At 66.9% G+C, this 25,589-nt stretch carries 25 protein-coding genes; 9 read left to right on the top strand and 16 right to left on the bottom strand.

Features of this window, described 5'->3' with window-relative positions; translation table 11 throughout:
• Positions 1 to 107 precede the first annotated feature (107 nt).
• Positions 108 to 497, top strand: a complete 390-nt coding sequence (locus F1C58_RS02650) for a DUF6855 family protein (RefSeq protein WP_185202481.1) — start codon at positions 108 to 110, stop codon at positions 495 to 497.
• A gap of 4 nt (positions 498 to 501) precedes the next feature.
• On the opposite strand, the gene F1C58_RS02645 is transcribed toward F1C58_RS02650, so the two are convergent.
• The 7 genes from F1C58_RS02645 to F1C58_RS02615 form a co-directional block, all read right to left on the bottom strand.
• The gene (locus tag F1C58_RS02645; RefSeq protein WP_185202480.1) at positions 502 to 1,290 is read right to left on the bottom strand and encodes an RNA methyltransferase; all 789 of its coding nucleotides are present in this window, start codon (positions 1,288 to 1,290) and stop codon (positions 502 to 504) included.
• A gap of 111 nt (positions 1,291 to 1,401) precedes the next feature.
• Positions 1,402 to 2,889 carry an NAD-dependent succinate-semialdehyde dehydrogenase gene (locus F1C58_RS02640; protein ID WP_185202479.1) on the bottom strand — a complete coding sequence of 496 codons (1,488 nt, stop codon included), beginning with the start codon at positions 2,887 to 2,889 and terminating at the stop codon, positions 1,402 to 1,404.
• 9 nt (positions 2,890 to 2,898) lie between these two features.
• The gene (locus F1C58_RS02635) at positions 2,899 to 3,501 is read right to left on the bottom strand and encodes an isochorismatase family protein (RefSeq protein ID WP_185202478.1); all 603 of its coding nucleotides are present in this window, start codon (positions 3,499 to 3,501) and stop codon (positions 2,899 to 2,901) included.
• 4 nt (positions 3,502 to 3,505) lie between these two features.
• Positions 3,506 to 5,305, bottom strand: coding sequence for a D-alanyl-D-alanine carboxypeptidase/D-alanyl-D-alanine-endopeptidase (dacB, locus tag F1C58_RS02630; RefSeq protein ID WP_185202477.1), 1,800 nt, complete (start codon positions 5,303 to 5,305; stop codon positions 3,506 to 3,508).
• A gap of 19 nt (positions 5,306 to 5,324) precedes the next feature.
• Positions 5,325 to 6,332 carry a Gfo/Idh/MocA family protein gene (locus tag F1C58_RS02625; protein WP_185202476.1) on the bottom strand — a complete coding sequence of 336 codons (1,008 nt, stop codon included), beginning with the start codon at positions 6,330 to 6,332 and terminating at the stop codon, positions 5,325 to 5,327.
• A 22-nt stretch (positions 6,333 to 6,354) separates the two neighbouring features.
• Complete coding sequence (locus F1C58_RS02620; RefSeq protein ID WP_185202475.1) at positions 6,355 to 7,293, bottom strand: hypothetical protein; 939 nt, start codon at positions 7,291 to 7,293, stop codon at positions 6,355 to 6,357.
• A 231-nt stretch (positions 7,294 to 7,524) separates the two neighbouring features.
• On the bottom strand, positions 7,525 to 7,923 hold the full coding sequence (locus F1C58_RS02615) for a PPOX class F420-dependent oxidoreductase (RefSeq protein WP_185202474.1): 399 nt from the start codon (positions 7,921 to 7,923) through the stop codon (positions 7,525 to 7,527).
• Between the two features lie 62 nt (positions 7,924 to 7,985).
• On the opposite strand from F1C58_RS02615, the gene F1C58_RS02610 reads away from it, so the two are divergent.
• Both F1C58_RS02610 and F1C58_RS02605 read left to right on the top strand, forming a co-directional pair.
• Positions 7,986 to 9,797, top strand: a complete 1,812-nt coding sequence (locus F1C58_RS02610; RefSeq protein ID WP_219732021.1) for an MFS transporter — start codon at positions 7,986 to 7,988, stop codon at positions 9,795 to 9,797.
• Positions 9,798 to 9,878: 81 nt separating this feature from the next.
• Entirely contained in the window at positions 9,879 to 10,259 is a 381-nt protein-coding gene (locus F1C58_RS02605; protein WP_185202473.1) for a MarR family winged helix-turn-helix transcriptional regulator, read from the top strand.
• Between the two features lie 140 nt (positions 10,260 to 10,399).
• Here the strand turns inward: F1C58_RS02605 and rbsD are convergent, their stop codons facing one another.
• From rbsD to F1C58_RS02570, 7 genes are all read right to left on the bottom strand, one after another.
• Positions 10,400 to 10,804 carry a D-ribose pyranase gene (gene rbsD / locus F1C58_RS02600; RefSeq protein WP_185202472.1) on the bottom strand — a complete coding sequence of 135 codons (405 nt, stop codon included), beginning with the start codon at positions 10,802 to 10,804 and terminating at the stop codon, positions 10,400 to 10,402.
• On the bottom strand, positions 10,801 to 11,685 hold the full coding sequence (locus F1C58_RS02595) for an NAD(P)-dependent oxidoreductase (protein WP_185202471.1): 885 nt from the start codon (positions 11,683 to 11,685) through the stop codon (positions 10,801 to 10,803). The genes rbsD and F1C58_RS02595 overlap by 4 nt, the downstream gene beginning before the upstream one ends.
• Before the next feature lie 33 nt (positions 11,686 to 11,718).
• Positions 11,719 to 12,762 carry an ABC transporter permease gene (locus tag F1C58_RS02590; protein WP_185202470.1) on the bottom strand — a complete coding sequence of 348 codons (1,044 nt, stop codon included), beginning with the start codon at positions 12,760 to 12,762 and terminating at the stop codon, positions 11,719 to 11,721.
• Positions 12,759 to 14,273 (bottom strand): sugar ABC transporter ATP-binding protein, encoded by a 1,515-nt coding sequence (locus F1C58_RS02585; RefSeq protein ID WP_185202469.1) that lies wholly within the window; start codon positions 14,271 to 14,273, stop codon positions 12,759 to 12,761. Before F1C58_RS02585 ends, F1C58_RS02590 begins: the two co-directional genes overlap by 4 nt.
• Before the next feature lie 69 nt (positions 14,274 to 14,342).
• Complete coding sequence (locus tag F1C58_RS02580; protein WP_185202468.1) at positions 14,343 to 15,314, bottom strand: sugar-binding protein; 972 nt, start codon at positions 15,312 to 15,314, stop codon at positions 14,343 to 14,345.
• Between the two features lie 85 nt (positions 15,315 to 15,399).
• On the bottom strand, positions 15,400 to 16,878 hold the full coding sequence (locus F1C58_RS02575; RefSeq protein WP_185202467.1) for a four-carbon acid sugar kinase family protein: 1,479 nt from the start codon (positions 16,876 to 16,878) through the stop codon (positions 15,400 to 15,402).
• Entirely contained in the window at positions 16,875 to 17,552 is a 678-nt protein-coding gene (locus F1C58_RS02570; RefSeq protein ID WP_185202466.1) for an aspartate/glutamate racemase family protein, read from the bottom strand. The genes F1C58_RS02575 and F1C58_RS02570 overlap by 4 nt, the downstream gene beginning before the upstream one ends.
• A gap of 114 nt (positions 17,553 to 17,666) precedes the next feature.
• On the opposite strand from F1C58_RS02570, the gene F1C58_RS02565 reads away from it, so the two are divergent.
• Positions 17,667 to 18,503: an aldo/keto reductase gene (locus F1C58_RS02565; protein ID WP_185202465.1), complete on the top strand. Its 837-nt coding sequence runs from the start codon at positions 17,667 to 17,669 to the stop codon at positions 18,501 to 18,503.
• Positions 18,504 to 18,517: 14 nt separating this feature from the next.
• Here the strand turns inward: F1C58_RS02565 and F1C58_RS02560 are convergent, their stop codons facing one another.
• Positions 18,518 to 19,438, bottom strand: coding sequence for an NAD(P)-dependent oxidoreductase (locus F1C58_RS02560; RefSeq protein WP_185202464.1), 921 nt, complete (start codon positions 19,436 to 19,438; stop codon positions 18,518 to 18,520).
• Between the two features lie 155 nt (positions 19,439 to 19,593).
• On the opposite strand from F1C58_RS02560, the gene F1C58_RS02555 reads away from it, so the two are divergent.
• Positions 19,594 to 20,295 carry a FadR/GntR family transcriptional regulator gene (locus F1C58_RS02555; protein WP_185203951.1) on the top strand — a complete coding sequence of 234 codons (702 nt, stop codon included), beginning with the start codon at positions 19,594 to 19,596 and terminating at the stop codon, positions 20,293 to 20,295.
• On the opposite strand, the gene F1C58_RS02550 is transcribed toward F1C58_RS02555, so the two are convergent.
• Positions 20,292 to 21,008: an HAD family hydrolase gene (locus tag F1C58_RS02550; protein WP_185202463.1), complete on the bottom strand. Its 717-nt coding sequence runs from the start codon at positions 21,006 to 21,008 to the stop codon at positions 20,292 to 20,294. The two genes, F1C58_RS02555 and F1C58_RS02550, sit on opposite strands and share 4 nt — an antisense overlap.
• A gap of 179 nt (positions 21,009 to 21,187) precedes the next feature.
• On the opposite strand from F1C58_RS02550, the gene F1C58_RS02545 reads away from it, so the two are divergent.
• The 4 genes from F1C58_RS02545 to F1C58_RS02530 are packed head-to-tail and all read left to right on the top strand — an operon-like array spanning position 21,188 to position 25,471.
• On the top strand, positions 21,188 to 22,363 hold the full coding sequence (locus tag F1C58_RS02545) for a zinc-dependent alcohol dehydrogenase (protein WP_185202462.1): 1,176 nt from the start codon (positions 21,188 to 21,190) through the stop codon (positions 22,361 to 22,363).
• A 2-nt stretch (positions 22,364 to 22,365) separates the two neighbouring features.
• Positions 22,366 to 23,400 (top strand): acyl-CoA dehydrogenase, encoded by a 1,035-nt coding sequence (locus F1C58_RS02540; protein ID WP_219732020.1) that lies wholly within the window; start codon positions 22,366 to 22,368, stop codon positions 23,398 to 23,400.
• Positions 23,394 to 24,743, top strand: a complete 1,350-nt coding sequence (locus F1C58_RS02535; RefSeq protein WP_185202460.1) for a bifunctional PIG-L family deacetylase/class I SAM-dependent methyltransferase — start codon at positions 23,394 to 23,396, stop codon at positions 24,741 to 24,743. Before F1C58_RS02540 ends, F1C58_RS02535 begins: the two co-directional genes overlap by 7 nt.
• A complete protein-coding gene (locus F1C58_RS02530; RefSeq protein ID WP_185202459.1) occupies positions 24,740 to 25,471 on the top strand; it encodes a glycosyltransferase family 2 protein in 732 nt (243 codons plus the stop codon). The genes F1C58_RS02535 and F1C58_RS02530 overlap by 4 nt, the downstream gene beginning before the upstream one ends.
• The last annotated feature ends 118 nt before the right edge of the window (positions 25,472 to 25,589 follow it).

The following is a 25,589-nucleotide window of genomic DNA, read 5'->3' as shown; positions in this document are numbered from 1 at the left end:
TGAGGCGGCCGAGGTCGGCTCCAGCAGCATCCGTCTCACCAGCCCCACATATTCCTGAATGATGACGTGTCGAATGCGCTAGATTTCTGCTGAGCAGAGGAGCCCCGATGGGCGCAGGAACGAAGGACGACCCCTGGGAGCTGGTCACGGCGCCCGGATCATCCGCATACACGATGTTCGTCGAGGACGAGGAACTGGTCTGCAAGGTGGGCTCCACCACACTGAAATACCAGTCTCGGGCGATCGACGACCTGCACGTCTGGCTCACCGAGCAGGGCGACTGGGTCGACCTGGGTGCCGCCGACGAGTCGAAGAGTCCAGCCGAGGGAACGGTCGAGGCCTGGGGGCGGGCCGAGACCAATCCGGTCGGCGGATGGTACGGCTTGCGCAAGGGCTATCGCGGCCGGTTCGGGATGTACCTGCCGCCACTGCTCGAAGAGCTCGGGCGCGCCGAACTCACCCACGACCCGCGGAACAACCGCATGCGGGCGCTCTGACGGATCAGGCGAGGGCCCACATCGCCACGGCTGCGGTCGCGGCGACATTGAGCGAGTCGATCCCATGCGCCATGGGAATCTGCACCACGGTGTCGGCGCTGGCAAGCGCGTCCGCGGTGAGTCCTTCCCCCTCGGCGCCGAGCACGAGCGCCAGTCGCTCGGGAGCCGCGAAGTCGCGCAGGCTCACGGCATCCGCACTCAAAGCCAGCGCCGCGACCTGGAACCCGGCAGTCGCGAGCAGCTTCCGGGTCGACGGCCAGTCGCCGAGCCGCGTCCAGGGCACCTGCAGCACCGTGCCCATCGACACGCGGATCGCGCGACGGTAGAACGGATCTGAGCAGCGGGGAGTGACGAACACCGCGTCGGCACCGATCGCGGCGACGGAGCGGAAGATGGCTCCCACATTGGTGGGGTCCGCGACGTTCTCGAGGATGATCACCCGCCGGGCGTGCTCGAGCAGCGCCGGTGCCGAAGGCAGTGCCGGGCGGTGCATCGCCGCGATCAGACCGCGATGCAGCAGATAGCCGGTCAGCTCTTCGAGGAGCTCGCTCGGCCCGGAGAAGATCGGCACATCCTCGCCCACCAGCGCTCTCGCCTCGTCGACAGTGTTGCCGAGCGCCAGCACCGAACGCGGCCGATGGCCGGCCGCGAGCGCCCGCTGCAACACGAGTGCCGACTCGGCGATGTAGAGGCCGTGCTCAGTGCCGCGCGCCTTCTTGAGCGCGACATCCGTCTGGTGGGAGTAGTCGGCCAGTCGCGGGTCGGAGAGGTCCGTGATCTCAACGACGGTCACGCGACACCCTCCCCACTGTCCCTCCGGCATAACTCCTGCACTCTGCAGCCGGGAGCTGGCCGGGCCCCGAATTCCCGGGCTCCCGTTCCCCGCCCGGGCAGACTGCAGGAGTTATGCAGCACCCGCGGGGGCGACGGTGGCCGGCGCGAGCACGTACTTCGTCTCGAGGTACTCGTCGATACCGACGTCGCCGCCCTCGCGTCCGAGGCCGGATTGCTTGACCCCGCCGAAGGGCGCCGCCGCATTCGAGACGACTCCCACGTTGAGCCCCATCATGCCGGTCTGGATGCTGTCGATCAGTCGGAGTCCACGGGCGAGGTCGCGCGTGAAGGCGTAGCTGACGAGGCCGTACTGGGTGTCGTTGGCCTTGGCCACCGCATCCGCCTCATCGGTGAAGGTCGTGATCGACAGCACCGGTCCGAAGATCTCTTCGCGCAGGATGTCGCTGCCGGGCGTCACCCCCGTCACCACGGTGGGCGCGTAGAAGGTGCCGTCGCGGTCGACCGGGTTTCCGCCGGTGAGAACCGTCGCGCCGCGGGAGACCGCATCCGTCACCAGCTCGTCGGCCTTGGCGACCGCGGCGGCGTTGATGAGCGGCCCGATCGAGACGCCGTTCTCGGTGCCCCTCCCGATTGTCAGTGACTTGACACGCTCGGTCACTCGCGCGGCGAACTCCTCGGCCACCGACTCGTGCACGATGAACCGGTTCGCAGCCGTGCAGGCCTGGCCGATGTTGCGGAACTTCGCGATCATCGCGCCGTCGATCGCGGCGTCGAGATCGGCGTCCTCGAACACCAGGAACGGGGCGTTGCCCCCCAGCTCCATAGACGTGCGAAGCACGTTGTCGGCGGCCTGCTTGAGCAGGCGGACGCCCACCGGAGTGGACCCGGTGAAGCTGAGCTTGCGCAAGCGGGGATCGGCGATGATCGGTGCTGAGACCTCGCCAGAAGTGGAGGTCGTGATGATGTTGAGCACTCCCTTCGGCAGGCCGCACTCCTCGAGGAGCTTCGCGAAATAGAGGGTGGTGAGCGGGGTCAGCTCGGCGGGCTTCACCACGGCCGTGCACCCTGCGGCGAGCGCCGGCGCGATCTTGCGGGTCGCCATCGCCAGGGGAAAGTTCCACGGCGTGATGAGAAAAGACGGTCCGACCGGGAAGCGGGTGACGAACATGCGACCCGTGCCCTCGGGGTTCACCCCGTAGTGACCGCCGATGCGCACGGCTTCCTCGCTGAACCAGCGCAGGAACTCGCCACCATAGGTGACCTCACCCCGCGCCTCGGCGAGGGGCTTGCCCATTTCGAGAGTCATCAGCAGCGCGAATTCATCGGCGCGCTCCTGCAGCAGGTCGAAGGCCCGGCGCAGGATCTCGCCGCGCACCCGGGGCGCGGTTGCCGCCCAGGAGGCCTGTGCAGCCGCGGCGGCATCCATCGCCAGGGCTCCGTCGGCGACCGACGCGTCGGCGATGGTCTTGATCACCAGTCCGGTCGACGGATCGACCACCTCGATCGATCGTCCGGAGGTGGATTCCACCCACTCCCCCCCGATGAAAAGCCGGTCGGGCACGCGGGACAGAAGCTCGGATTCGGAGATCGCACTCATGCGACCAGTCTAGTTTTGCGAGGCACCTTCGACCCGCACGCCGGCGGCCGCCAGGCGCTCGAGGGCGAGGGCGCTCGAGCTCGGGTCGACCCCGGCGACGAGGTCGTCGAACACCCGCACCGTCAGCCCCTCGGCCACGGCATCGAGCGCGCTGGCCAGCACGCAGTAGTCGGTGGCGATGCCCACCACGTCCACCTCGTCGACGCCCAGTTCGTCGAGCTTCTGAGCCACGGAGAGCCCGGAGTCGGTCACGCCCTCGAAGATCGAGTACGCCGGCCGGCCCTGCCCCTTGCGCACGCCGACCGTCACCACGGAGGTGTCCAATGCCGGGTGGTAGTCGGCGCCGGTCGTGCCGGCCACGCAGTGCACCGGCCAGGTGGTCACGAAGTCCGGGGCATCCGGTTCGCCGGAGTGCCCCCTCGCGAAGTGGCCGCCGTTGTCGCCTTCGGCGTCGTGCCAGTCTCGGGAGGCGAAGACCTGGTCATAGCGATGCGGATGCCGCACCAGATACCGCGAGATCGCCGCGGCGACGGCCGCGCCGCCCTCGACGCCGAGCGCGCCGCCCTCGGTGAAGTCGTTCTGCACGTCGATGATGAAGAGGGCACGGGTCATGGGATCAGTTGTTCGACAGGTTGTTACCGCACTTGAAGACGGCGGTGGTGATCGTGTCGAGCGCCGGGATGGTGCGACTGTTGATGGCGCCGAGGGCATAGAACGCGAACGCGAGGGTCGTGCCGTCGGTGGCGTGCACGACGCCGGCGAGCGCGTACTCGGTCTTGATCCAGCCGGTCTTCGCGTTGACTGCTCCTCTTGCCACGGCATTGGCTCCGGTGAACCGACTGGCGAGGGTGCCGGTCTTGCCAGAGATGGGCAGCGCGTCGTAGATGATGTTGAGATTCTGCTGGCCCGCGGACACCTTGGCCATCAGTTGCGCGACGAACGCGGCGGGCACCGCGTTGTTGTTGCTGAGCCCCGATCCGTCGCGAATGGCCACTCCGGTGGTGGTGAGGCCGTACTTGGTGAGGGCGGCGGGGATCACCTGCGCGAGAGAGCCGGAGGATCCGTCGTTGCCCGCAACCTTCGAGGTCTGGCGTGCGAGGTATTCGCCGAGGGTGTTGTCGGAGACCGGCAGCATGTAGGCCACGAGCGAGCGCACGGGTTGAGATTTCACCTCACCGAGCAGTGCCGCGCCGGCCGGTGCCGTGCCGGTGGTGATGTGTTCGGCTCCCGAGATGCCGAGGTCGGCGGCGAAGGCGGCGCCCGCGTCCGCGATCGGTTCACTGCTGCGCGGGCTGTCCTGCTTCTGGGGATTCTGGCGGCCACCATCGACGGTGAGCGCGGTGACCTCCGGCTGGTACCCCTCGGACTGCTCGCTGCGCTCCCAACTCGGATCCCAGTTGTCGTTCGGATCCCAGAAGCTCGAATCCAGCACGATGTCGGTGATCGGCACCGCGCTCTTCGCCTGAGCCTGGGCGGCCAGATCGCTCAGCTTGGGGGCGCCGCGGTAGACGCTCTCCTGGCCGGCCGGTAGCGCGCTCAGTGTGGGATCGCCGCCACCGACGAGCACTACCGTGCCGGGCGTTGCTCCCGCGTACACCTTGGTCGAGATCTGGTAGTCGGGCCCGAGCACGTTGAGCGCCGCGGCCGCGGTGAGGGTCTTGAGAACGCTCGCGGTGCGCGAGGGCGTGGCGCCCCCACGATCGAAGAGCACCTCGCCGGTCGTGGCGTTGATCACCGAGGCCTGGAAGGTGAGGAGGTTCGGGTCGGAAGCAGGCGCGACGACCGAGCAGGTGCGCAGCCGGGTGGCAGCGGCGATCGCGGCGGGGACGTCCCGGGTCGGCGTGGGGGCCGGCGTCGTGCTCGGACCCGCGGCGGCACCGGGAGCCGAAGCATCCGCCGAGCCAGAGCCGACGGCCATGCCGGTCAGCACGGATCCGGTGGCCAGGAGGACGAAGACGACGCCCAGAGCCGAGAACAGCCAGGCATTCGGATGCTTCGCGATGAGCGCGAAGATGCCGCCGCGAGCGCCGGGGGGAGCTGCCCCAGCGGCGGCCTGCGGCGCAGGGGTGGCGGCAAGCAACTGCGTCGGTTGCTCGATGGGCGGGGACGGAAAGAAGAGCGCGGTGCCGGAGGAGGGGAGAAGCACGGTGGGCTCGGCGGCCGGAGGCTCGGCGGTGGGAGGCTCGGCAGCGTGAGGCTCGGCGGCGGGAGGCTCGGCAGCGTGAGGCTCGGCAGCCGGAGGCTCGGCAGCCGGAGGGACTGACGCGGCGACGGGCAACTGGCCGGACTGTTCGAGCTCCCGCGCTTCGCGTCTGGTCAGCGGCACCGAGGGAGGCGCCGTCGGCGGCTGCACCGGCGCCTCTGTCTGGGGATCGATCGGCGGCTGGGGGAGCTGCGGATCCTTCGGGTCACTCACCTCCCTATGATAACCGGGCCTATTCGCCGGGGTAGGAGAGGCCGATCTGCGCTCGGACGGCATCGAGGGTCTCCATGATGCGCACACTCTCGATCGCCGGAAGGATGGCCGGAGCGTGGTCGCCCTCCCGGATACGCCGCTCGAACTCCCACGCCTGATACTGCATGCCACGATGGGAGACATCGCTCTCGAAGCGCTCGATCACCACACCCTCGGCATCGAAGACCGTGAAACTCGTGGGCGAATACCACACGGTGTCGATATCGATCCGGCCATCCGTTCCGAGTATCGACGCGGTGTTCGGGCCCTTGGTGTCGAGGGCACAGTGCAGCACGGCCTGCCGGTCATCCTCGAATGCGAGCAGGATGGCGGTCTGCCGGTCGACACCGGTCGCGGTCATCGCCGCCAGCGCCCTCACCTGCGTGGGTGTGCCGAAGAGGTCGAAGGCGAAGGACACGGGGTAGATACCCAGATCGAGCAGGGCGCCGCCCCCGAGCTCGGGGTTGTTGAGGCGGTGCAGCGGATCCTTCGGCAGGTTCTGGTTGTGATCGGCGATCAGGGTTCGCACGTCGCCGAGGGTTCCGGCGGCGATGATCTCTCGAATTCGCAACATATGGGGCAGAAAACGGGTCCACATCGCCTCCATCACCACGAGCCCGGCGGCGTCGCCGGCCTCGACCACGTCACGGGCCTGCTCAGCAGTGACAGTGAAGGACTTCTCTACCAGCACATGCTTGCCGGCCCGCAGCGCGAGCAGCGCATTCTCGGCATGGAACGGATGCGGCGTCGAGATGTAGATCGCGTCGACCCCGGGGTCGGAGACGAGGTCTTCATAGCTTCCGTGTGCAACGGGGATGCCGAACTCGGCCGCGAACGCGTCGGCCGACTCCTGCGAGCGCGATCCCACCGCCGCGACGGTGAAGCCGCATCCGACGAGATCCGCAGTCTGGGTATGGGCGATGAACCCGGTGCCGAGGATGCCCCAGCGAATCGGTGCGGGTGGGTTCGACGTCTCGTCCGTAGTCATGAGACCAGAATCTAGCAGGGGCTCAGCAGCCACCCCAGCGCGCGGCGGCGCGGGTGAAGCCGCTGCTCTCGCCGGGCACGCCCCCGTGGGTCATCGCGAAGTAGATGCAGACGCCGCTCGTGCTCGCCACTCCGGGGCGATAGAGGGACGCGCGGTGGGCGAGGGAGTCCCACCACTTCTGGGCCACTGTCGCTCCACTGTTGCCCGATCCGCCCGCGAGGTTGCCGTCGCAGCCCTTGGCCGGCACAGCGTCCGAGTAGTAGACCCCGTTGGCGTCGGGGGCGAGGCTCCGCACACCGGAGTGTCCCCAGGTGTTGCCCGGGTTGGTGCTCGGGTCTTCGGCCATCCAGTACAGGCGCTGCTCCATGCAGGAGTCATAACGGAAGTTGCTGGGGGCGATCGACTGGAGACAGTTGGCAGCGCGAATGGCATTCAGCGTGGCCGAGAAGGACTGGATGTCGCCGCTGGTGGTTCCGCCGATGCCCGACTCGCTTCCGCCCGGTGCGCTGCCGCCGCCGCCCGCGCTGCCCGGGCATGATGTGCCGGCCGCTGCTGCCGCGGCCCGACGGTCGGCGGTGCTTCCCCCAGCGCTCGCAGCGCCGCTCGAGCCACCCCGGCTGGCGCGGTGACCGCTCGCAGAGGGCTGTGCGGCCGGCGGGGCGACGACGACCGGGATCGGCACGGGCTTCTGACCCAGGTGCTCGGAATCGGACTTCAGGTAGGCCGCCGTGGCTGCCTGGGCCTTCGCGACGAGCACCTCATTGGTGACGACCGTGACCGGTGCGACCGCGGTGGTCGCCGCCGGAGCGGCGAGAGACGAGGCATAGCGGGGGATCGCAGAACCGGCCGCAGACGCGGCCGACACAGAGCCGGTGAGCGACGGGCCGCTTCCGCCGATGAACGGCAGAACGAGCGTCAGAACGGCGGTGAGAACCGTCGTGAGTAGTGCGAACCGCTTCATGCCAGATTCCCCCGAACCCCTGTGAGACCGACAGATCTTCGCCGCGCCTACGGCCAACGGTAGGCCCCGCGCAGGGGCATCACAAGCAAATACGGGAGGAGGAGCCGAAAGTCGCCCCCGAAGTGGGGGCGTTTCGCTGCTTACATTCCGTCACAGGGAGGGGACAGAATGCGTGTTTCTCCCCCTGTCCGGGGCACAATCACGCAGCCGACGAGCCGAGCTGCGGTTCGGTCAGGCCGGCGTGATCCGCAGAAGCACGCGATCCTTCGTGCCCTGCTTGCCGCGGCTCTCGATGAACATGAAGATCTTGTATTCGAGTTTGAACTTGGCGGCGAAGATCCTGTCGAGTCTCGCCGTGACGTCGTCACCGGACTCGATGGCGGCGCTTCCCCTTATCACCGGCACGCCGTCCTTCACGCGGCCGAGGCGATCACAGACACGCAGCTCCACACGCGGACTGTTGCGCAGCCGCTTGACCTTGCCGCTCATCGCGGGAGTCGTGACGATGAGGTCGGCGCCGTCGCGGGCGATCCACACCGGGGTGGAGACCGCATCCCCCGACTTGCGGAAGGTCGTCAACGAAACGAAGTGCTCATCGCCCAGGGCGGTGAAGTCGGTGGGGAGGGTCATGGCTCCATGTTAGGGAATCGGGCACGGTGGTCGGTTATACTTAGTTTACAACAAGTAACTAAATGCCAGTCACTGGCGTGGGCGCTCAACGACGAGACCTGGAGACGGAGGAAATCGTGGGGCAGAAGACCGTGAAGACGAGAACCGGGATGTTCAACAAAGACCACCCGAACTACCGGTGGATTGCACTGAGCAACACCACCCTCGGCATCCTGATGGCCACCATCAACGGGTCGATCGTGCTGATCTCGCTCCCGGCCATCTTCACCGGGATCAAGCTGAACCCGCTCGAGCCCGGCAACGTCAGCTACCTGCTCTGGATGCTGACCGGGTACATCCTCGTCACGGCAGTGCTCGTCGTGAGCTTCGGCCGGCTCGGTGACCTCTACGGCCGCGTGAAGATCTACAACCTCGGCTTCGTCATCTTCACGATCTCCGCGATCTTCCTCGTGTTCGACCCCTTCACCGGTGGGCAGGGCGCCCTGTGGCTGATCGGATGGCGCGTGGTGCAGGCCGTCGGCGGATCGATGCTGTTCGCCAACTCCACCGCGATCCTCACCGACGCATTCCCGATCGAACGCCGCGGCTTCGCCCTCGGCATCAACCAGGTCGCCGGCATCGCTGGCACCTTCCTCGGGCTCATCGTCGGCGGGGTGCTCGCCGAGATCGACTGGCACGCGGTCTTCGTCGTGAGCGTGCCCTTCGGCATCCTCGGCACGATCTGGTCGTACAAGTCGCTGCGCGAAGTGGGTACCCGGGCCACGGGGAAAGTGGACTGGCCGGGCAACATCGTCTTCGCCATCGGACTCGTCGCGCTGCTCACCGGCATTACCTACGGCATCCAGCCCTACGGCGATTCCTCCACCGGGTGGCTCAACCCGTGGGTGCTCACCGGGATCATCGGCGGAATCGCGTTCCTGATCGGATTCGTGTTCCTCGAGCTGCACACCACGGACCCCATGTTCAACATGCGACTGTTCCGCATCCGGGCTTTTGCCTGGGGCAACTTCGCCGGCCTGCTCGCCTCGATCAGCCGGGGTGGTCTGCAGTTCATGCTGATCATCTGGCTGCAGGGCATCTGGCTGCCCCTCCACGGCTACTCCTACGAGAGCACGCCCCTGTGGGCGGGTATCTACCTGCTTCCCCTCACCATCGGGTTCCTGGTCTCCGGACCGGTGTCGGGATCGCTGTCCGACCGGTTCGGCGCCCGCGGCTTCGCCACCGGAGGACTGCTGCTCGTCGCCGCCACTTTCGTGGCTTTGCTGCTCATCCCGGTGGACTTCCCCTACTGGCTGTTCGCGCTCATCACCTTCCTCAACGGGGTGGGATCCGGCCTCTTCGCGGCCCCCAACCGCACCGCCATCATGAACAGCGTGCCGGCGAACCAGCGTGGCGCGGCATCCGGAATGACCGGCACGTTCCAGAACGCCGGCAACTCGCTGTCGATCGGCATCTTCTTCTCGCTGATGATCGCCGGCCTCGCCACCACCCTGCCGAACGCGCTGCGCTCCGGGCTCACCGCCCACGGGGTCTCGTCTACCGTGGCCAACCAGGTCGCGGCCACTCCCCCGGTCGGAAGCCTGTTCGCCGCCTTCCTCGGCTACAACCCGATCGAATCGATTCTCGGACCGACCGGCGTGCTGAAGTCACTGTCGTCCTCGAACGCGGCCGCGCTCACGGGCAAGACCTTCTTCCCGCAGCTGATCGCGGACCCCTTCCACTCTGGCCTCGTGATCGTCTTCATCGCTGCCGCGGTGATGTCGGTGATCGGCGCGATCGCGTCCCTCACCGCGGGAGGCAAGTACATCCACGAGGAGGAGCCGATTGCCGACGAGCTTCCGCGGGGCGCCGCCGCTACGATGAGCAACGTCTAGACCGGCGCTCGCCGGCCGGGTTCGAGAGGGCGTGGCACCATCGATCGACTACTGACCGACTCTGCCGGGCGCTTCGCCTTCGTGATCGGCCAGCTCACCCGCCGACTGCGGTCGGCACGGGGCGGGCTCAGCCACAGCCTGCTGTCTGCGCTGGTGTCGGTGGCGAAACACGGTCCGATCCGCCTCGCCGAGCTTGCGCAGGTTGAGCTGGTCTCCGCTCCGAGCATCACCCGTCTGGTCGCCGAACTCGAAGCCAAGGAACTGGTCTCGCGCACGACGGATCCGGCCGACGGTCGCGCCTCACTGATCAAGGTGACGGATGCTGGGCTCGAGGCCGTGCAGGTGGCGCGGAGGGTGCGCCAGCAGATCGTCGCCGAACTGCTCGAGCCGCTGTCTGCCGAGGAGGTCGCCGCGATCGAGGCGGCGCTCCCGGCGCTCGAACGGATGGTCGAGCTGCGCTGACCGGTGTCCCGCACGTTGCGGCACACCGCCGGTGCGGTTCACCCCCGCCGGCACCTGAGTCGGCGGATCAAGCCCCTCCGCTGACCGAAGTGCCACGCGCACCAGACTTCTGCTCCGCGCGTGACACTCCGGTGGTGCGGCTAGAAGGGAGCGCCGGAGAAGAGCATCACATTCGAGTACGGCGTGTACTCGCCGGTGCGCACGATCGCGCGGGCGTCCCGGGTGAGAGCCTTGAACTCTCCGTGAGGCACCGCCTCGACCGAGACCCCGAATTGATCGAGGCGTTCCTTCACCGCAGCGAGCATCCCCGGGCTCTCCGTCTCCATCTCGCCGGAGATCACCGCTCGCTCGACGATGAACTCTGCGAGCACCGAATCGAGGATGTCGAGGAATGCCGGCGATCCGGCCCGGTACGCGAGATCGATGCGTTCGACTCCCAGGGGGATCGGCAACCCGGCATCGGCGACGACGAGGGCATCCGTGTGGCCGCATTCCGCGATCACTCGCGACAGTTGCGGATTGATGATCCCGCTGGTGCGCTTCATTTGGCGATGGCCCGACCGTCGGCGTCGAGGTAGTCACGCCAGGAACGCTTCGGCGTCCAGCCGAGCATCCGCTGCGCCTTCGCGCTGGAGATGCCGGAGGCGTCGACCCGGTCGAGCTCACGCAGTTCGATCTTGTCGCCGTAGTACTGGTGCAATACCTCGGCGAAGTCGTGGCCGCCGACGTTGTCGGGCGAGGCGATGTAGAACACCTCGTGGCCCGGAAGCTCCGACTCGGTGGCGAGCACGATGGCATCGGCGAGGTCGTAGGCGTCGATGTAGCTCCACAGGTTGGGGCTGAGCACCGAGGCATCGCGAACCTGCGGGCCGAGGTTCTGCTCGTAGTTCCCCTCGTTCTGCACCCAGCTCGGGCGGATCGAGATGGCACGGATGTCACTGCGCTCGACCGCCGCGTTCATCAATTGCTCGCCGAAGTGCTTGGTGAGCGCATAGGGATCCTGCGGGTGGGCCGGGTGCAGCTCGTCCACCGGCGCGTAGTCCGGGAGGAAGGGACGCTCGGGGAAGAAGAACCCGGGCACGGTCTCGCTCGAGATGTTCACGAACCGCTTCACGCCGAAACGCACCGCCGCCTCGAGCACATTGAAGGTCGCCATCAGGTTGGTGCGGAAGACCACGTGTGCCGGGTTGCCGGTCGGCTCGGGGATGGCGGCGACATGCACGACCGCATCGGCGCCACGCACGACGGCGAAGGCCTCGCCTGCATCGGTGAGGTCGGCCATCATGTAGCGCGCCGAGCCCTCCTCGCGCCTTTCGAATCCGGGGCGTGAGAGGTCGGTGGCGAGCACGTCGTGACCTGCGTCGAGGAGCGCCTGGGTGGCGGCGCGGCCGACCTTGCCGTGTGCGCCGGTGATGACTACCTTCATGTTTCTATCCTTTTCTTGAGGGAGGGTTGCGGGCTATTTGCGCTGACGACGCCACATATTGAGGGCGACAGCGGCGACGATTATCACTCCGCTGAACACCTGCTGCCAGTAGGCCGAGATGCCGAGGAGGATCAGCGCGTTCTGGATGAGGAGCAGAAGTGAGGTTCCGAGCGCGGTGCCGAGGATACCCCCGACGCCGCCGAAGAGGCTGGCGCCACCGATCACCGCGGCGCCGATCGCGAGCAGCTCATAACCGTTTCCGGCCGCGGGCTGTCCCACGCTGAGACGGGCGGTCTCGAGGATTCCCGACACCGAGGCGAGCGAAGCCGAGATGACGAAGACCGCGATCTTGACCCGGCGAACGCGGATGCCCGAGAGCTTGGCCGCCTCCTCATTGGAGCCGACGAAGTAGATGTGTCGACCGAAGGTTGTGCGGGTCAGCACCAGGTGTGCGACGACCGCGATCACCACTGCCACCCACACCGGAATGGGAATGCCGAGCGCAGAACCCTGACCGAGGTTGAGGAACTCCGGCGGGAAACCGCTGATCGTGGACCCGCTGGTGATGCCGAGGCTCAGCCCGCGGGCAACCGCGAGCATCCCGAGCGTGACGACGAACGAGGGTATGCCGACGTAGGCATTGATGACTCCGTTGATCAGCCCCACCACAGCCCCTCCTAACAGCGCGAGGAGGACGGCGAGCGCCGGGGGGATGCCGACGGTGACCATGAACTCGCCGGTGAGCACACTGACCAGCGCGACCGTTGATCCCACGGAGAGGTCGATTCCGCCGATGAGGATGACGAAGGTCTTTCCCACACTGATGATCAGCGCGAGCGCGATCTGCCGCCCCACGACGGTGAGGTTGCCCGCCGTGAGGAAGTACGGCGACGCGAAGGAGAGGTAGACGACGAGGAGCACGACTACGCCGGCGAGGGTCGCTTCGCGTGCCCCGACGATCTTGCGGACTCCGAGGCGGAATCTCTGGCCCGGCGTCGCGCGCGGCGGCTCCGGCACTGCCGAACCGGCGCCGGCCACGGGCTGGTCCTTCTTGGCGGTCACTTCGTTGATAGTCATGAAACGTCTCCTTCGACTCCTGTTGCCATCGCCATCACGCGCTTCTCTGTCGCGTCCGCTGCGTTCAATTCCCCTACCCCGTACCCCTCACGCATTACAACGATGCGGTCGGCGATGCCGAGTACCTCAGTGAGCTCAGAGGAGATCACGAGCACCGCGACTCCCTCCGCTGCGATCGTGCGGATCAGTTGGTAGATCTCTGCCTTCGCACCGACGTCGACGCCACGCGTCGGTTCGTCGAGGATCAGGATGCGCGGCTTGCGTGCGAGCCAGCGGGCCAGCACCACCTTCTGTTGGTTTCCCCCACTCAGCGTGCCGGCGGCGACGTCTATGGCCGACAGCCGGAGCCCGAGTTGGCTCGAGTGGTGCGTAGCGAGGTCCCGGTCGCTCCGGCGCGACACGATTGACAGTCGACTGATCGCGCGAAGGGATGCCGACGAGATGTTCTCCCGAACCGGAAGTCCCAAAAAGAGCCCCTGGTGTTTGCGATCCTCGGGAACGAAGCCGATCCCCGCATCCATCGCCTCGATCGGGCTGCGCAGCGCCAGGGCCTTCTGGGATACCAGGATCTCGCCGCCACGCCGTTTCGCAGCTCCGAAGATGGCGAGGGCGGCATCGCTGCGACCCGCCCCGATGAGTCCGGCGAGCACCAGGATCTCGCCCGGGCGCACCGCGAAGCTCACATCGTGCAAGAGGTCTCCGGAACTCAGACTCTTCACCTCGAGCGCGGGAGGGGCGGATTTGTCCAGCGGGGCGGACCGGACCCCGTAGAGGTCGACGAGCTCACGCCCGACCATCATCTGCACGACGTCGTTCGGAGTGGTATCTCTGGCCTCGCACACTCCGACGACGGCGCCGTCACGCATGACGGTGATCCGGTCGGCGATCTCGTAGATCTCGCGCATGCGATGCGAGACGTAGATGACGCTCACCCCATTGCTGCGCAGCTTTCGCACCAGCTCCAGGATCGTCTCGACCTCTTCCTCCGTGAGAGATGAGGTGGGTTCGTCCATTACCACGATGCGGGCATCGACCAGAAGCGCCTTGGCGATCTCGACCATCTGCCGCAGCGCGATGTTCAGATCGCCGACGAGTTGACGGGGCGAGATCGCGACACCGAGGCTGTTCAGCAGGGCGGCAGCGCCGCGCTCCATCGCCCTGAAATCGACGAGGCCGAAGCGGTTTTTGATCTCGCGACCGACGTAGATGTTCTCGGCGACACTGAGGTCGTTGGCGAGGTTCAGCTCCTGGTAGATGACGGCGATGCCGCACGCCTGGGAGTCGCGGGGCGCCTGGATGTCGCGCACCACGCCGGAGACCTCGATGGTGCCTTCATCGGCGCGGGCGGCGCCGGCGAGGATCTTCAGCAGCGTGCTCTTGCCGGCGCCGTTCTCGCCGACCAGGGCCATCACTTCGCCGGGCTGCACGGAAAGGTCGACGTCGCGGAGGGCCGTCACGCCCGGATATCGCTTGACGATACCGCGCATCGAGATGAGCGCTGGCTCTGTCATGGCCACTCCTAAAACTTCGTTGTTGAAAGGGGGTGCGGGGCCGACCGAGATCGGCCCCGCCAGTCTGCGCTAGTGCGCGGTCTTCAGGAACTCGTCGAGTGAGTCCGGTGTGACTGTGACGACTCCGGTGTCCACGGTGAAGTTGTCCTTCAACTTGGAGGTCTTCGCGTGGAAGTCGGCGAGGATCTGCAGGGCCTGGGCGGTCATGCCGAAAGGCTTCTGCGAGATGAGTGCGTCGACGCACTTGCCCTTCATGCCGTCGATGCCCTGGGGCACCACATCGAATCCGACGGCCTTGACCGCACCACACTTGTTGCCCGACTTGAGAGCGCCGGCGATTCCGGGGAGGTCGGATCCACCGATGCCCACCATGCCCGCGAGATCGGGGTTGGCCTGGAGGATCGTCTCGGATGCCGACTGGGCGGTGGCGATGGATTCGCCCGACACCTCGGTAGCAACGAGCTTGATGTCCGGGTACTTGGCCAGGGCCTTCTTGACGCCGGTGAGGCGCTGGTTGAGATTGACCGCGCTCAGGCTGCCGATGACCACGGCGACCTTGCCCTTCTTGTTGATGCTCTTGGCGAGGGCTTCTCCTGCCTGCTCTCCCGCGGCCACGTTGTCGGTGCCGATGTAGCCCATCACCTGGCTGTTCGGCACAGGGCCGTCCCAGGCGATGACCGGGATGCCGGCAGCGCGGGCCTTCGCGATGTCGTCGATGACGCTGGCGGGGTCGTTGGGCGAGATCGCGATGCCCGCGGGGTTGGTGGCGAGGATGGAATCGAAGATTGCCACCTGTGCGGCAGCATCGTCGGTGTCCGGGCCGAGGAACTTCGCGGTGACACCGAGCTTCTTCGCCTGGTCTTCCATTCCCTTGCGCGCATCGACCCAGTACGGGTTGTTGAGCGACTTCGGCAGAAAGACGTAGACGGGCTTGGAATCGGACTTCGCCGCGGTGCCCCCGGTGGTCGCCGCGGTGCTGCATCCGGCGAGCGCGAGGGTCGAAACTGCCAGAAGGGTCGTAGCCAAAAGGACTTTTCGCATTACTACTCCTTTGTAATCAGTGCAAACGATGGTGGAACTGTGTGTGTGGAAGGTCGGACTGTGATGGATTCTCGGATGCGGGGGGCTATGCGCGTATAGGCGAACTCCCCCGCAGGATCGACACGGCGTCGGCGAGCGTGCCTTCGTCGCCCACGTTTCCGGCGAAGACCACGTAGGGCAGCCCTTCCAGACCGCGCTCGCCTTCTCCGTCGTTGAGCCAGACCGAGACGATCCCGTCGAAAAGCTGTCCTGCCACGAGCGCCCGGCGGATGCCGAGGCCCTCGGTGGCGATGTCGCTCGAGGTGATTCCGCCCTTGGCGAGCACCCACTTCAGCGGCACGTCCTTCTCCACCCGACGGGTCAGGTCCACGAGTGCGCGGGACACGGTCTGGGCGATCACGAGGCTCGAGTGCCCACTGTCACCGGTGATCTGGCGACGACTCGACACCAGCAGCGCATCTGTGCTGCGCAGGGCGGCCGTGAGCGCGACCGAGCAGCGCTCGACCTCGGCTTCGGCCTGGAGCGGGTCGAGCAGTCGAGGCACGTCGAGTTCCACGGTCTCGATCTCCGGGAGCCGTTCGGTGAGGCAGGCGACCTGCCTCGATGTGAGCTCCACGTGCGATCCGACGACGATCAGGCCGTTGCCCGATCGTTCCCCGACCGCGAAGATCTCCGCGTGGGAGAGCGGCTCGCGTCCGGCCATTCCGAGCCGGGATGCCACGAAAGAGGGACCGGTGCGGCAGAGCACCCGGGATCCGGCCTGCTCGGCGAGCAGCAGGCCGAGGGTGACGACGTCGAGGTCGCTGTCGTCGAGTGCATTGATGATCACCGGCACGGCGCCCGAGCAGGAGAGGATGATGTCCCGAACCCGTTCCGGTCCGCCGACGCGGATGTCCTCGAGACTGAGGCTCCTGACCTCGCCCGCTGAAATGCGTCCGTCGGTCTTCTCTTCCACGTATTCGCGGATGTCCGAGCTGTGAAAACCGAAAGTCGCGTCACGGGCGTAGCTGGTCTGGCCGACGGGGACGAAGGCGTGACCCTCTTGCACGTAGTGCACGTCGGAAGCGGTCACCCGACCCGCGGCGATGTAGGCCGGCGCGATCAGCAGGGCGTCGTAAGGCCGGCCTTCCTTCCCGCCCATGTCGAGCAGCACATCGGTTTCGAGGGGGTAGTGCCCCCGGAGGGTCGAGTCACTGCGAGTGACGAGCGAGTACCGCAGGTCGAGGTCCACTGCGACACTGTCGATCACGGCCGCGACCTCGCGCATGGTCGAGGCCGCCTCCGAGTCGTTCAGTCCTCGCGTGTTGGTGAGGATGAAGAAGCCACTCGACGGCTGCGCGAATGCCCAGCGCAGGTCATCCGGTGTCCAGCGGGTGAGCACCGGCACTCCCTGCACCGACTGGCTGCCCGTGGGATCGTCGTCGAGGAAGATCACCCGGGTTCCCGACGCGCGATTGGCCTCGCGGATCTTCAGTCGGGCATCGTCGATCACCAGCGGAGCGGGTGCAAGAGTTCGCAACGCCGACATCTCCGTCGGCGCGCCCGTCTCGGCAGGCAGGGTCACTTGGCGAGTTCCGCAACTCGCTCGGCGAGGTACTCGACTCCCATACGCGGGCTGGAGAGCACGGGCAGGCCGGTCTTCTCCCGGAGCGTCTCGGCGAGTCGACCCATCGATGCCTGCGCGAGCACGATCGTGTCGACGTTTTTCGCGAGGTCCACGGCCTGCTCGATGACCATCGAGTCGTGCTGTGGACGATCGCCGGACATCAGGACGTCGAACGCCCCGGCACAGAGGCGCTGCTCGATCTGCACCTCACGGCCGAGCTCGTCGGCCTTGAGCTGGATGAGGTCGGAGGTGGGGCCGAGCGTGGTGGGAACTGTCGCGAGCACGCCGATTCGACTGCCTCGGCTCGCCGCGAGAATCGCCATGGCCTCGTCGATCTTGACGACCGGCGTGTGCACATTGCGGGCCGCGACGTCGAGTGCCGGGCCGAGGGAGGAGCACGCGGAGAAGATGATGTCGGCTCCGGCCGCTTCGGCGGCCTGGGCGAGGTGCACCATCCGCTGCTCGCTGCTTGCCGAGATCCCCTGCTCTCGCACGACCGTGGCCAGGACGTCGGAATCCACGAAATGCATCACTTCGGCTCCGGGGAGGAGCTCGGCGATCAGCTCGTTGATGACGGGCTCCACCGAGACGAAAACGAAGCTGGTGTGCAGAACCGCGATCTTCTGAGGCACGTTGATCTCTCCTTTGAGGTATGACGCTAGACGTCAGATGACTTATCATTCAATACAGATCGAGACTTGTCAACTCCATCGCCGAACACCGTCCCTCGAACGAAATGAGAACCCGTGACCACCAGTCCCACCGTCGTGCTGAACAACGGAATCGAGATCCCCCAGCTCGGCTACGGGGTCTACCAGATCGCTCCGGAAGATGTTCGAGGGGCGACCCTCGCGGCGTTCGAGGCCGGCTATCGACACATCGACACTGCGGCCGCCTACGGCAATGAGGTGGGCGTCGGCGAGGCCGTTCGAAGCAGCGGCCTGCCCCGCGACGAGATCTTCATCACGACGAAGCTCCGCAATGCAGACCAGGGATACGAGAGCGGTCTCGCCGCGTTCGAAACCAGCCGTCGCGCTCTCGGGGTCGAGGTGGTGGACCTCTACCTGATCCACTGGCCTTACGTGCTCCACGATCGCTACGTGGACACCTGGCGCGCACTGGAGAAGCTCTACGCGGAAGGCGCCGTGCGCGCGATCGGCGTCTCCAACTTCCTCGAGCCGCACCTCGACCGGGTGGGCGACGAGGGCACAGTCGTGCCGGCGGTCAACCAGTTCGAGATCCACCCGAGCTTCCAGCAGTCGGCACTCGCCGCGACCTCGATCGAACGCGGTATCGCCGTCGAGGCCTACAGCCCCCTCGGCCAGGCGAAGGATGTGGATGACCCGACGGTGCGCGCCATCGCTACAGCCCACGGCAAGACCCCGGCTCAGGCCATCCTGCGCTGGCATGTGCAGCAAGGGTTCATCGTGATCCCGAAGACCGTCACGCCGCACCGCGTCGCAGAGAACATCGACATCTTCGACTTCGAACTCAGCACGGCCGAGATGCAGCAGATCTCCGGTCTCGAAGCCGGGCTGCGCACCAGTGGCGATCCGGCCACCTTCGACTTCTCGCAGTCGTAGGGTTCAGCCGCGCTTCAGTCGGTGAGGCGGGATGGTGCGAGCACACGGATCACCGCTGAATCGTCCGCCGTGCCGAGCCCCTGTGCCTGGGCGATGAGGTACAGCTGCTCGGCCGCCGCCGCGAGCGGGGAGGGCAGTCCGGCCGCGCGCACCGCGTTGCCGACGATCCCCATGTCTTTGACGAAGATATCGAGGCGGCTCAGCACCTCTGCGCCCCCGTCGTCGTAGGCCTCGAGCATCCTCGGACCGCGGTTGGAGAGCATGAACGATCCCGCCGCGCCCGCTTCGAGAGCGCGCAGAGCCTTGTCCGGGTCCAGTCCGAGCCTGTCGGCGAGCGCGAGGGCCTCGGCTGCTGCGGCGATGTGCACGCCGCAGAGGAGCTGGTTCACGGTCTTCATCGCCTGGCCGTCACCGGGCGCGTCGCCGACGATCGTGAGGGTCGATGACAGTGCTTCGAGCACCCGCCGCGCGCTTTCGAGCGCGGCAGGCTCGGCGCCCACCAGGATCAGCAGGTCGCCCTCCCGCGCCCGCACCGGGCCACCCGAGAGGGGTGCATCAACGAACCCGATGCCCATCCCGGCGAGCCGTTCCGCCGTGACGGGGATAGCACCCGTGCCGACCGTGCTCGTGAGGATCACCACCGAACCCGCAGCCATCGCGGCGGCGACACCCTCTACGCCGAAGAGAACCTCCACGAGCTGTTCCTCGTTGCGCACCGCCAACAGCACGATGCCGCTGCCGCTGCAGGCCGACCGCGCCGAATCGAACCGCTCGACTCCCGCTGACGCCGCGAGATCGCGGCGTCCCTGGTTGATGTCGAATCCGCGGACCGTGAATTCGGATGACAGTCGGGCGGCCATCGGCAACCCCATAGCCCCCAGTCCGAGCACGGTGACGATGGTGTCCGCCGAAGCGGCGGGAGGAGTTTCCGACATGGTGGGCAACTTTCGCATCGGGAGTTCTGACGACTCCGGAACACTTCGAGTAGGATTCGAAGCTCGTCAGACATCTTATATTTCCCCGTGCCGGCGTGCGATGAACCCCCTAGAATTCCGTTCAGGTATTCTCACATCGACCTCTGGAGGACACGCTGGCTCGTCAGTCACTGGTTGCAATGATCTCCGACGACCTGCTCGCCCGCATCGTGTCCGGCGAGTTCGCCCCGGGATCCACCCTTCCGGGAGAACAGGACCTCGTCGCGAGACACGAAGTCAGCCGCATGACCGTGCGCGAGGCCGTCAAGACCCTCGAAGCCATGGGAGTCGCCCGTATCGAACGCGGCCGTGGCACATTCGTCAACCCGTTCAACCGGTGGACCTCGATGGAGGCCGTGCTGCGTGCCACGTCAACGGGCGAGAACGATGCATCGGCCTCGATCCAACTCATCGAGCTGAGGCGGATGCTCGAGACCGGCGCCGCCGAACTGGCGGCCGAGCGCATCTCCGATGAAGAGCTCGACTCGCTGCGCGAACATCTCGCCGCGATGCGCGCCGCTCACGAGGCTCGGGATGTCGGCAATTTCGTCGAAGCCGACCTGGCCTTTCACGACGTGATCCTGCATGCCTCGGGAAATGTCTTCCTCGCCGTGCTGTTCGAACCGCTGTCGCGAATTCTGGCAGCACGCCGCACCCAGACCTCTCGGGTGCCGCAGATCCAGGTGAACGCAATCGCCGAGCACGGGCATATCGTCGAGGCACTCGCCTCGCATGACCCCGAGCGGTCTCGGCAGGCGATGGACAGCCACATGGCGCAGACGCTGAGGGACCTCACGACCTACGTGCTCGAGGCCTAAACGGGGCTCTGGCCCCGTTGCGCAGCCCGCTCGCTGCGCGCGCGCTCCTCGTGCTCTCGCCACTCGAAGGTCTCGCTGTAGTGCGCGAGGAGTTCGGCAGGGTCATCCCACACGAAGAATGCCCCCGCGTTGAACAGCTCGAGCGCCCCCGTTCCGCCCGATCGCAGGGCGACACACTTGACCCCTGCCCGCGCCGAGGCCTCGACATCCCAGAGGGAGTCGCCGACGAAGACCGCATCGCACGCATTCACTCCGGCACGGTCGAGAGCGATCTGCACGATGTCCGGCGCCGGCTTCGCAACGTCGACGTCTTCGGACGTCGTCATCACCGAGATGAAATCGTCGACCTGCAAGGCCTCGCGAAGGGTCTCCAACTCGTGTTCCGGCGCGGAGGTCGCGAGCACGGCGGTGTGCCCCCGACGAGCCACCTCCGCGATCAGTTCACGCGCACCGGAGAGAGGTCGTAGCTCCGGACTCAGCTCGGAATAGAAGCGTCCGTGGAGTTCTGAGGCACGGTCGCCCCATTCCGCTTCCCGATCAGCCAGCAGTGTCCGCAGCAACAGGGCCGAATCCATCCCGATTCCCGCGTGGATCCGCCACGAATCGATCGGCAGGTCGAGTTGCGCGAATGCTTGCGACCACGCCCGGACATGCAGGTAGTTCGAGTCAACGAGGGTGCCGTCGACATCGAACAGCACAGCGCGAGTCGTCATGCCATCACCTCCTTCTTCCCTCCACACGGTAAAGGCATCGCCCGTCCCGCACCAGCCATAGACAGCGCCCCTGAGCGGTGTACGCCCCGGTACGGCGTCGAGGTCAACCCCCTACTGGTGTGCAGATCGACGCGTACTTTTCAGAACGTCACAGTCCGTCGACTCCGGGAGAACTACTCATGAAGGCACTCACCTACCAGGGCAAGCGATCGGTGTCGGTGGAGGAAGTGCCCGACCCCGTAATCCAGCAGCCCACAGATGCGATCGTGCGCATCACCTCGACGGCGATCTGCGGATCGGACCTTCACCTCTACGAACTGTTCGGCCCCTTCCTCGACAAGGGAGACATCCTGGGCCATGAGTCGATGGGGATCGTCGAGGAGGTGGGAAGTGCCGTCACCTCGCTCGAGGTCGGCGATCGAGTGGTGGTCACGTTCAATATCGCCTGCGGGCAGTGCTTCATGTGCCAACGCGGCCTGCAGTCGCAGTGCGAGACCACCCAGGTGAAGGACCAGGGCTCCGGCGCAGCGCTGTTCGGCTACACGAAGCTCTATGGCCAGGTGCCCGGCGGTCAGGCCGAACTGCTTCGGGTGCCTTTGGCCGATTACAACGCGGTGAAGGTGGGCACCGAGCTTCCCGACGAACGGTATCTGTTCCTCAGCGACATCCTGCCGACCGCCTGGCAGGGGGTGAAGTTCGCGGATGTGCCGGATGGCGGCACCCTCGCCGTCTTCGGGCTCGGCCCGGTCGGCCAGTTCGCCAGCCGGGTCGGCACGCACCTCGGTTACGACGTGATGGCGATCGATCCGGTTCCGGAACGCCGCGCGATGGCGGAACGACACGGCATCGCCACCTTCGACCTCACCGACACCGTGCTTGCGGAGCTGCGCGAGCGCACCTTCGGTCGCGGCCCCGACTCCGTGGTCGATGCGGTCGGGATGGAAGCTCACGGGGCAGGACTGACGGCGTTCGCACAGGCCGCCACCGGCATCCTCCCGAAGCCGATCGCGCGGGCCGCCATGAACACCGTCGGAGTCGATCGGCTCTCGGCCCTGCACCCCGCCCTCGACCTGGTGCGCCGCGGCGGCACCGTCTCGCTCAGCGGCGTCTACGGTGGCGAAGCCGACCCCATGCCCATGAAGTCGATGTTCGACAAGGGGCTCACCCTGCGCATGGGTCAGTGCAACGTGCGGCGCTGGATCGACGACCTGATCCCTCTGGTGGAGGATCCGGCGGATCCCCTCGGAGTCGCCGACCTCGTCACCCATACCGTGCCGCTCGACCGCGCACCGGAGATGTACGAGACATTCCAGAAGAAAGAGGACGGCTGCATCAAGGTCGTGCTGAAACCGTGAGTGTGACCGACCGCGCCCTCACCCGGTGGGTCGAACTGGATGGCACCCGGCGCATCCTGCCCCTCGATGCGCCGCTGACCGTGGTCGGTGCCCTCGAGTTCGCCCGATCCTTCCGAGCGACGTCCACCCCCGGGATGGATGACACGCGAGAGTCCTGGGAACTGTTGGCGACCCTCGCCTGTGCCGATCTCGGCGCAGCGCGGGCCATCGAACCGCATCTCGACGCGCAATCCATCCTCCGCGAGGCGAGAGCGGGCGGCGTCGAGATCCCCGCCGAGTCGTCCGCGGCCTGGGGAGTGTTCGCGGCCGAGGGTGGCCAGGATCCCCTCGTGGCCACCCTGTCAGCGTCGGGTTGGATGCTGCGGGGCACCAAGCCGTGGTGCTCCCTCGCCGACCGTCTCGACCGGGCGCTCGTGACCGCGTCGAGTCCGGACGGGACTCGCCGCCTGTTCGCCGTCGACCTCCGCGATGCGGGCGTGACGGTGCAGGCCGGGGTCTGGCATGCGCGCGGATTGACGGAGATCCCGAGCGGTCCGGTGCGGTTCACGGGGGTGCCGGCCGATCCGGTCGGGCCACCCGGATGGTATCTGCGCCGGGTCGGCTTCGCGTGGGGTGGCATCGGGGTCGCGGCCTGCTGGTTCGGGGGCGCGGTCGGCATCGCCCGCTCCCTGTTCGAGGCCCTGGCGCTCACCGATGCGAGCGCGCTTCAACTGGTCCATCTGGGCGCCGTGGATGAGCTGATCGAGAGCGCCCGCCTCTCGTTGTGCGAGGCCGCCAGGATCGTGGATGCCGAACCCGTGCCGCCTCGCGAGGCCGCGTCTATCCTGGCCAAGCGGGTGCGCGCCACGGTCGCGCGATGCTGCGAAGAGATCATCCTGCGATCCGGGCACGCTCTCGGACCGGCTCCCCTCGCCCTCGACCCGGTCCACGCCAAGCGGGTGGCTGACCTCCAGCTCTACATCCGCCAGCATCACGCCGAGCGCGACCAGGCCTCACTCGGATCCGCCATTCTCGCCGGTGGGGAAGCTCCGTGGTGACCTTCGATGCGGCGGAGACGGGAACCTCCGCGAAGAGCTGGGCCGACGACCCGCGCCTCCGATCGCTCGCCCCACTCGATCTCTCCAGCGCCGCGGCCCTGGTGATCGTCGCCGCTCACCCCGACGACGAGACCCTCGGCGCGGGAGGTCTCATCGCCCTCGCCGAGGACCGCGGTATCCCCGTCACGGTGATCGTCGCCACAGACGGATCGGCTTCCCACAGCAGCGCGCCCGAGCACCACGCCGTCGACCTCCGGCAGGCACGAGCCGGCGAACTCAGATCCGCCCTGCACATTCTCAATCCCGCCGCGCAACCGCTGATACTGGGCCTGCCCGACGGAGGGCTCCGCGAGAGGCGCGACGAACTCGAATCGCTGCTTCGGGCTCAGCTGGCGGATATGCCGCCGGCAACTCTGGTGGTGGTGCCCTGGCGGGGCGACGGTCATCGGGACCATCGGGTCGTCGGCGAGGTCGCGGTGGAGGTCGCGGGTGCCGCTGGACTCGACTTTCTGGAGTACCCGATCTGGATGTGGCACTGGGGCACACCCCGCGACCCGACGATCCCCTGGCACCGGATGGTCGGGCTCGAACTTCCCGAGGAGGTGCGCCGACGCAAGAACGACGCGATCACCGAATTCCATTCCCAGATCCAGCCCGCTTTCGGGCTGCCACCAGTGCTCCGGGCCGACTTCCTGGAGCATTTCCGTCACCGCACCGAGGTCTACATCGACAGTCGAAGAGTCTCCCTCGACGCCTCGTACTTCGAGGGTCTCTACGCCCGCCGCGCCGACCCCTGGCGTCTCGCGAGCCGATGGTACGAGACGCGCAAGCGATCCGTCACCGTCGCCTCGCTCCCCTCCCCCCGCTATCGTCACGGTCTGGAGATCGGTTGCTCGATCGGGATGCTCACACGGGAGCTCGCTCCACGCTGCGACAGCCTCCTCGCCGTGGATATCGCGTCCGGAGCGCTCGAACTCGCGCGGGAGAGACTCAGTGACTTCCCCCAGGTCGCCTTCGCCGAGCTCGATGTCAGCGTCGACTTCCCGCCGGGGCAGTTCGACCTCATCGTCGTGAGCGAAGTGGGCTACTACCTTTCCCGAAGCGACCTCGTCGCGCTGTTCTCCACCGCCGCATCCCACCTCGCCCCGGGAGGGGTGATCGTGCTGTGTCATTGGCGATATCCCGTCGCGGACTATCCACTTCGCGGCGACGAGGTCCACGAGGTGATGCAGGCGACCTCCGCCCTCTTCCGCACAGTCCGGCACGAGGAGAGCGACTTCATCCTGGAGGTGTACGGCACCGACCCAGGCTCCGTCGCCCAGCGCGAAGGGCTCGCACCGTGACCATCGAGGCGCTCGCCGTGGTGATCCCGGCCCGCAACGAATCGGCACTGATCGCCCGGTGCCTGCACTCCGTCCAGCGCGCGATCGATCACCTTCGGGCCCATTCCCCAGCCCCGGCACCGAGCGTCTCCGTCGTGGTCGTGCTCGACAGCTGCAGCGACAACACCGCCGAGCTCGTGAGATCCTTCGGTGGCGTCGAGGTGATCGAGATCGATGCCGCGTCGGTGGGGGTGGCGCGTTCGGTCGGCGTTGCGTCGGCGCTGACGGGCTCGGGTATGGATCCCCGGCGCACCTGGGTCGCGAACACCGACGCCGACTCCACAGTGCCCCCGCAGTGGCTCGCCGAGCAGTTGCGCCTCGCCGACGCGGGAGCGGATGTCGTGGTCGGCACCGTCTCCCCCGAGCTGACCGACCTGTCCGACGATCTCGTCACCGCGTGGACCCGCTTGCGCGCTCGAAGGAGCGCCGCGGGTCACGTGCACGGCGCAAATCTGGGCTTTCGCGGAAGCAGCTATCTCAGCTCGGGCGGATTCCGGCCGGAGGCGGTGCACGAAGACGTCAACCTGGTCGCGCGATTCACCGCGATCTCCGCCGCGGTGTGTAACTCGCTCGACATCGACGTCGAGACCTCCGGGCGACGGGCCAACCGCGTGCCGGGCGGATACGCGTCCTACCTCCACGACGGGATCCTGCTTGGCGCTTCCCTCTCGGACGACCTCACGGGCTGAGTGCATCCGATTTCTCAGGAAATTCTGAGCCCGAGCGATCTTGAGCACCGAGATCTTCGGTGCTAAAAAATTTCTATCGGGTCACTCGGACTCGTCTTCACGAAAGGGGAATCCTCAT

Origin of the sequence: Glaciihabitans sp. INWT7 (assembly GCF_014217685.1) — a bacterium.
GTDB lineage: Bacteria > Actinomycetota > Actinomycetes > Actinomycetales > Microbacteriaceae > Lacisediminihabitans.
The sequence above is the reverse complement of the archived record's forward strand: the minus strand, read 5'-3'. Positions and strand labels throughout refer to the sequence as shown.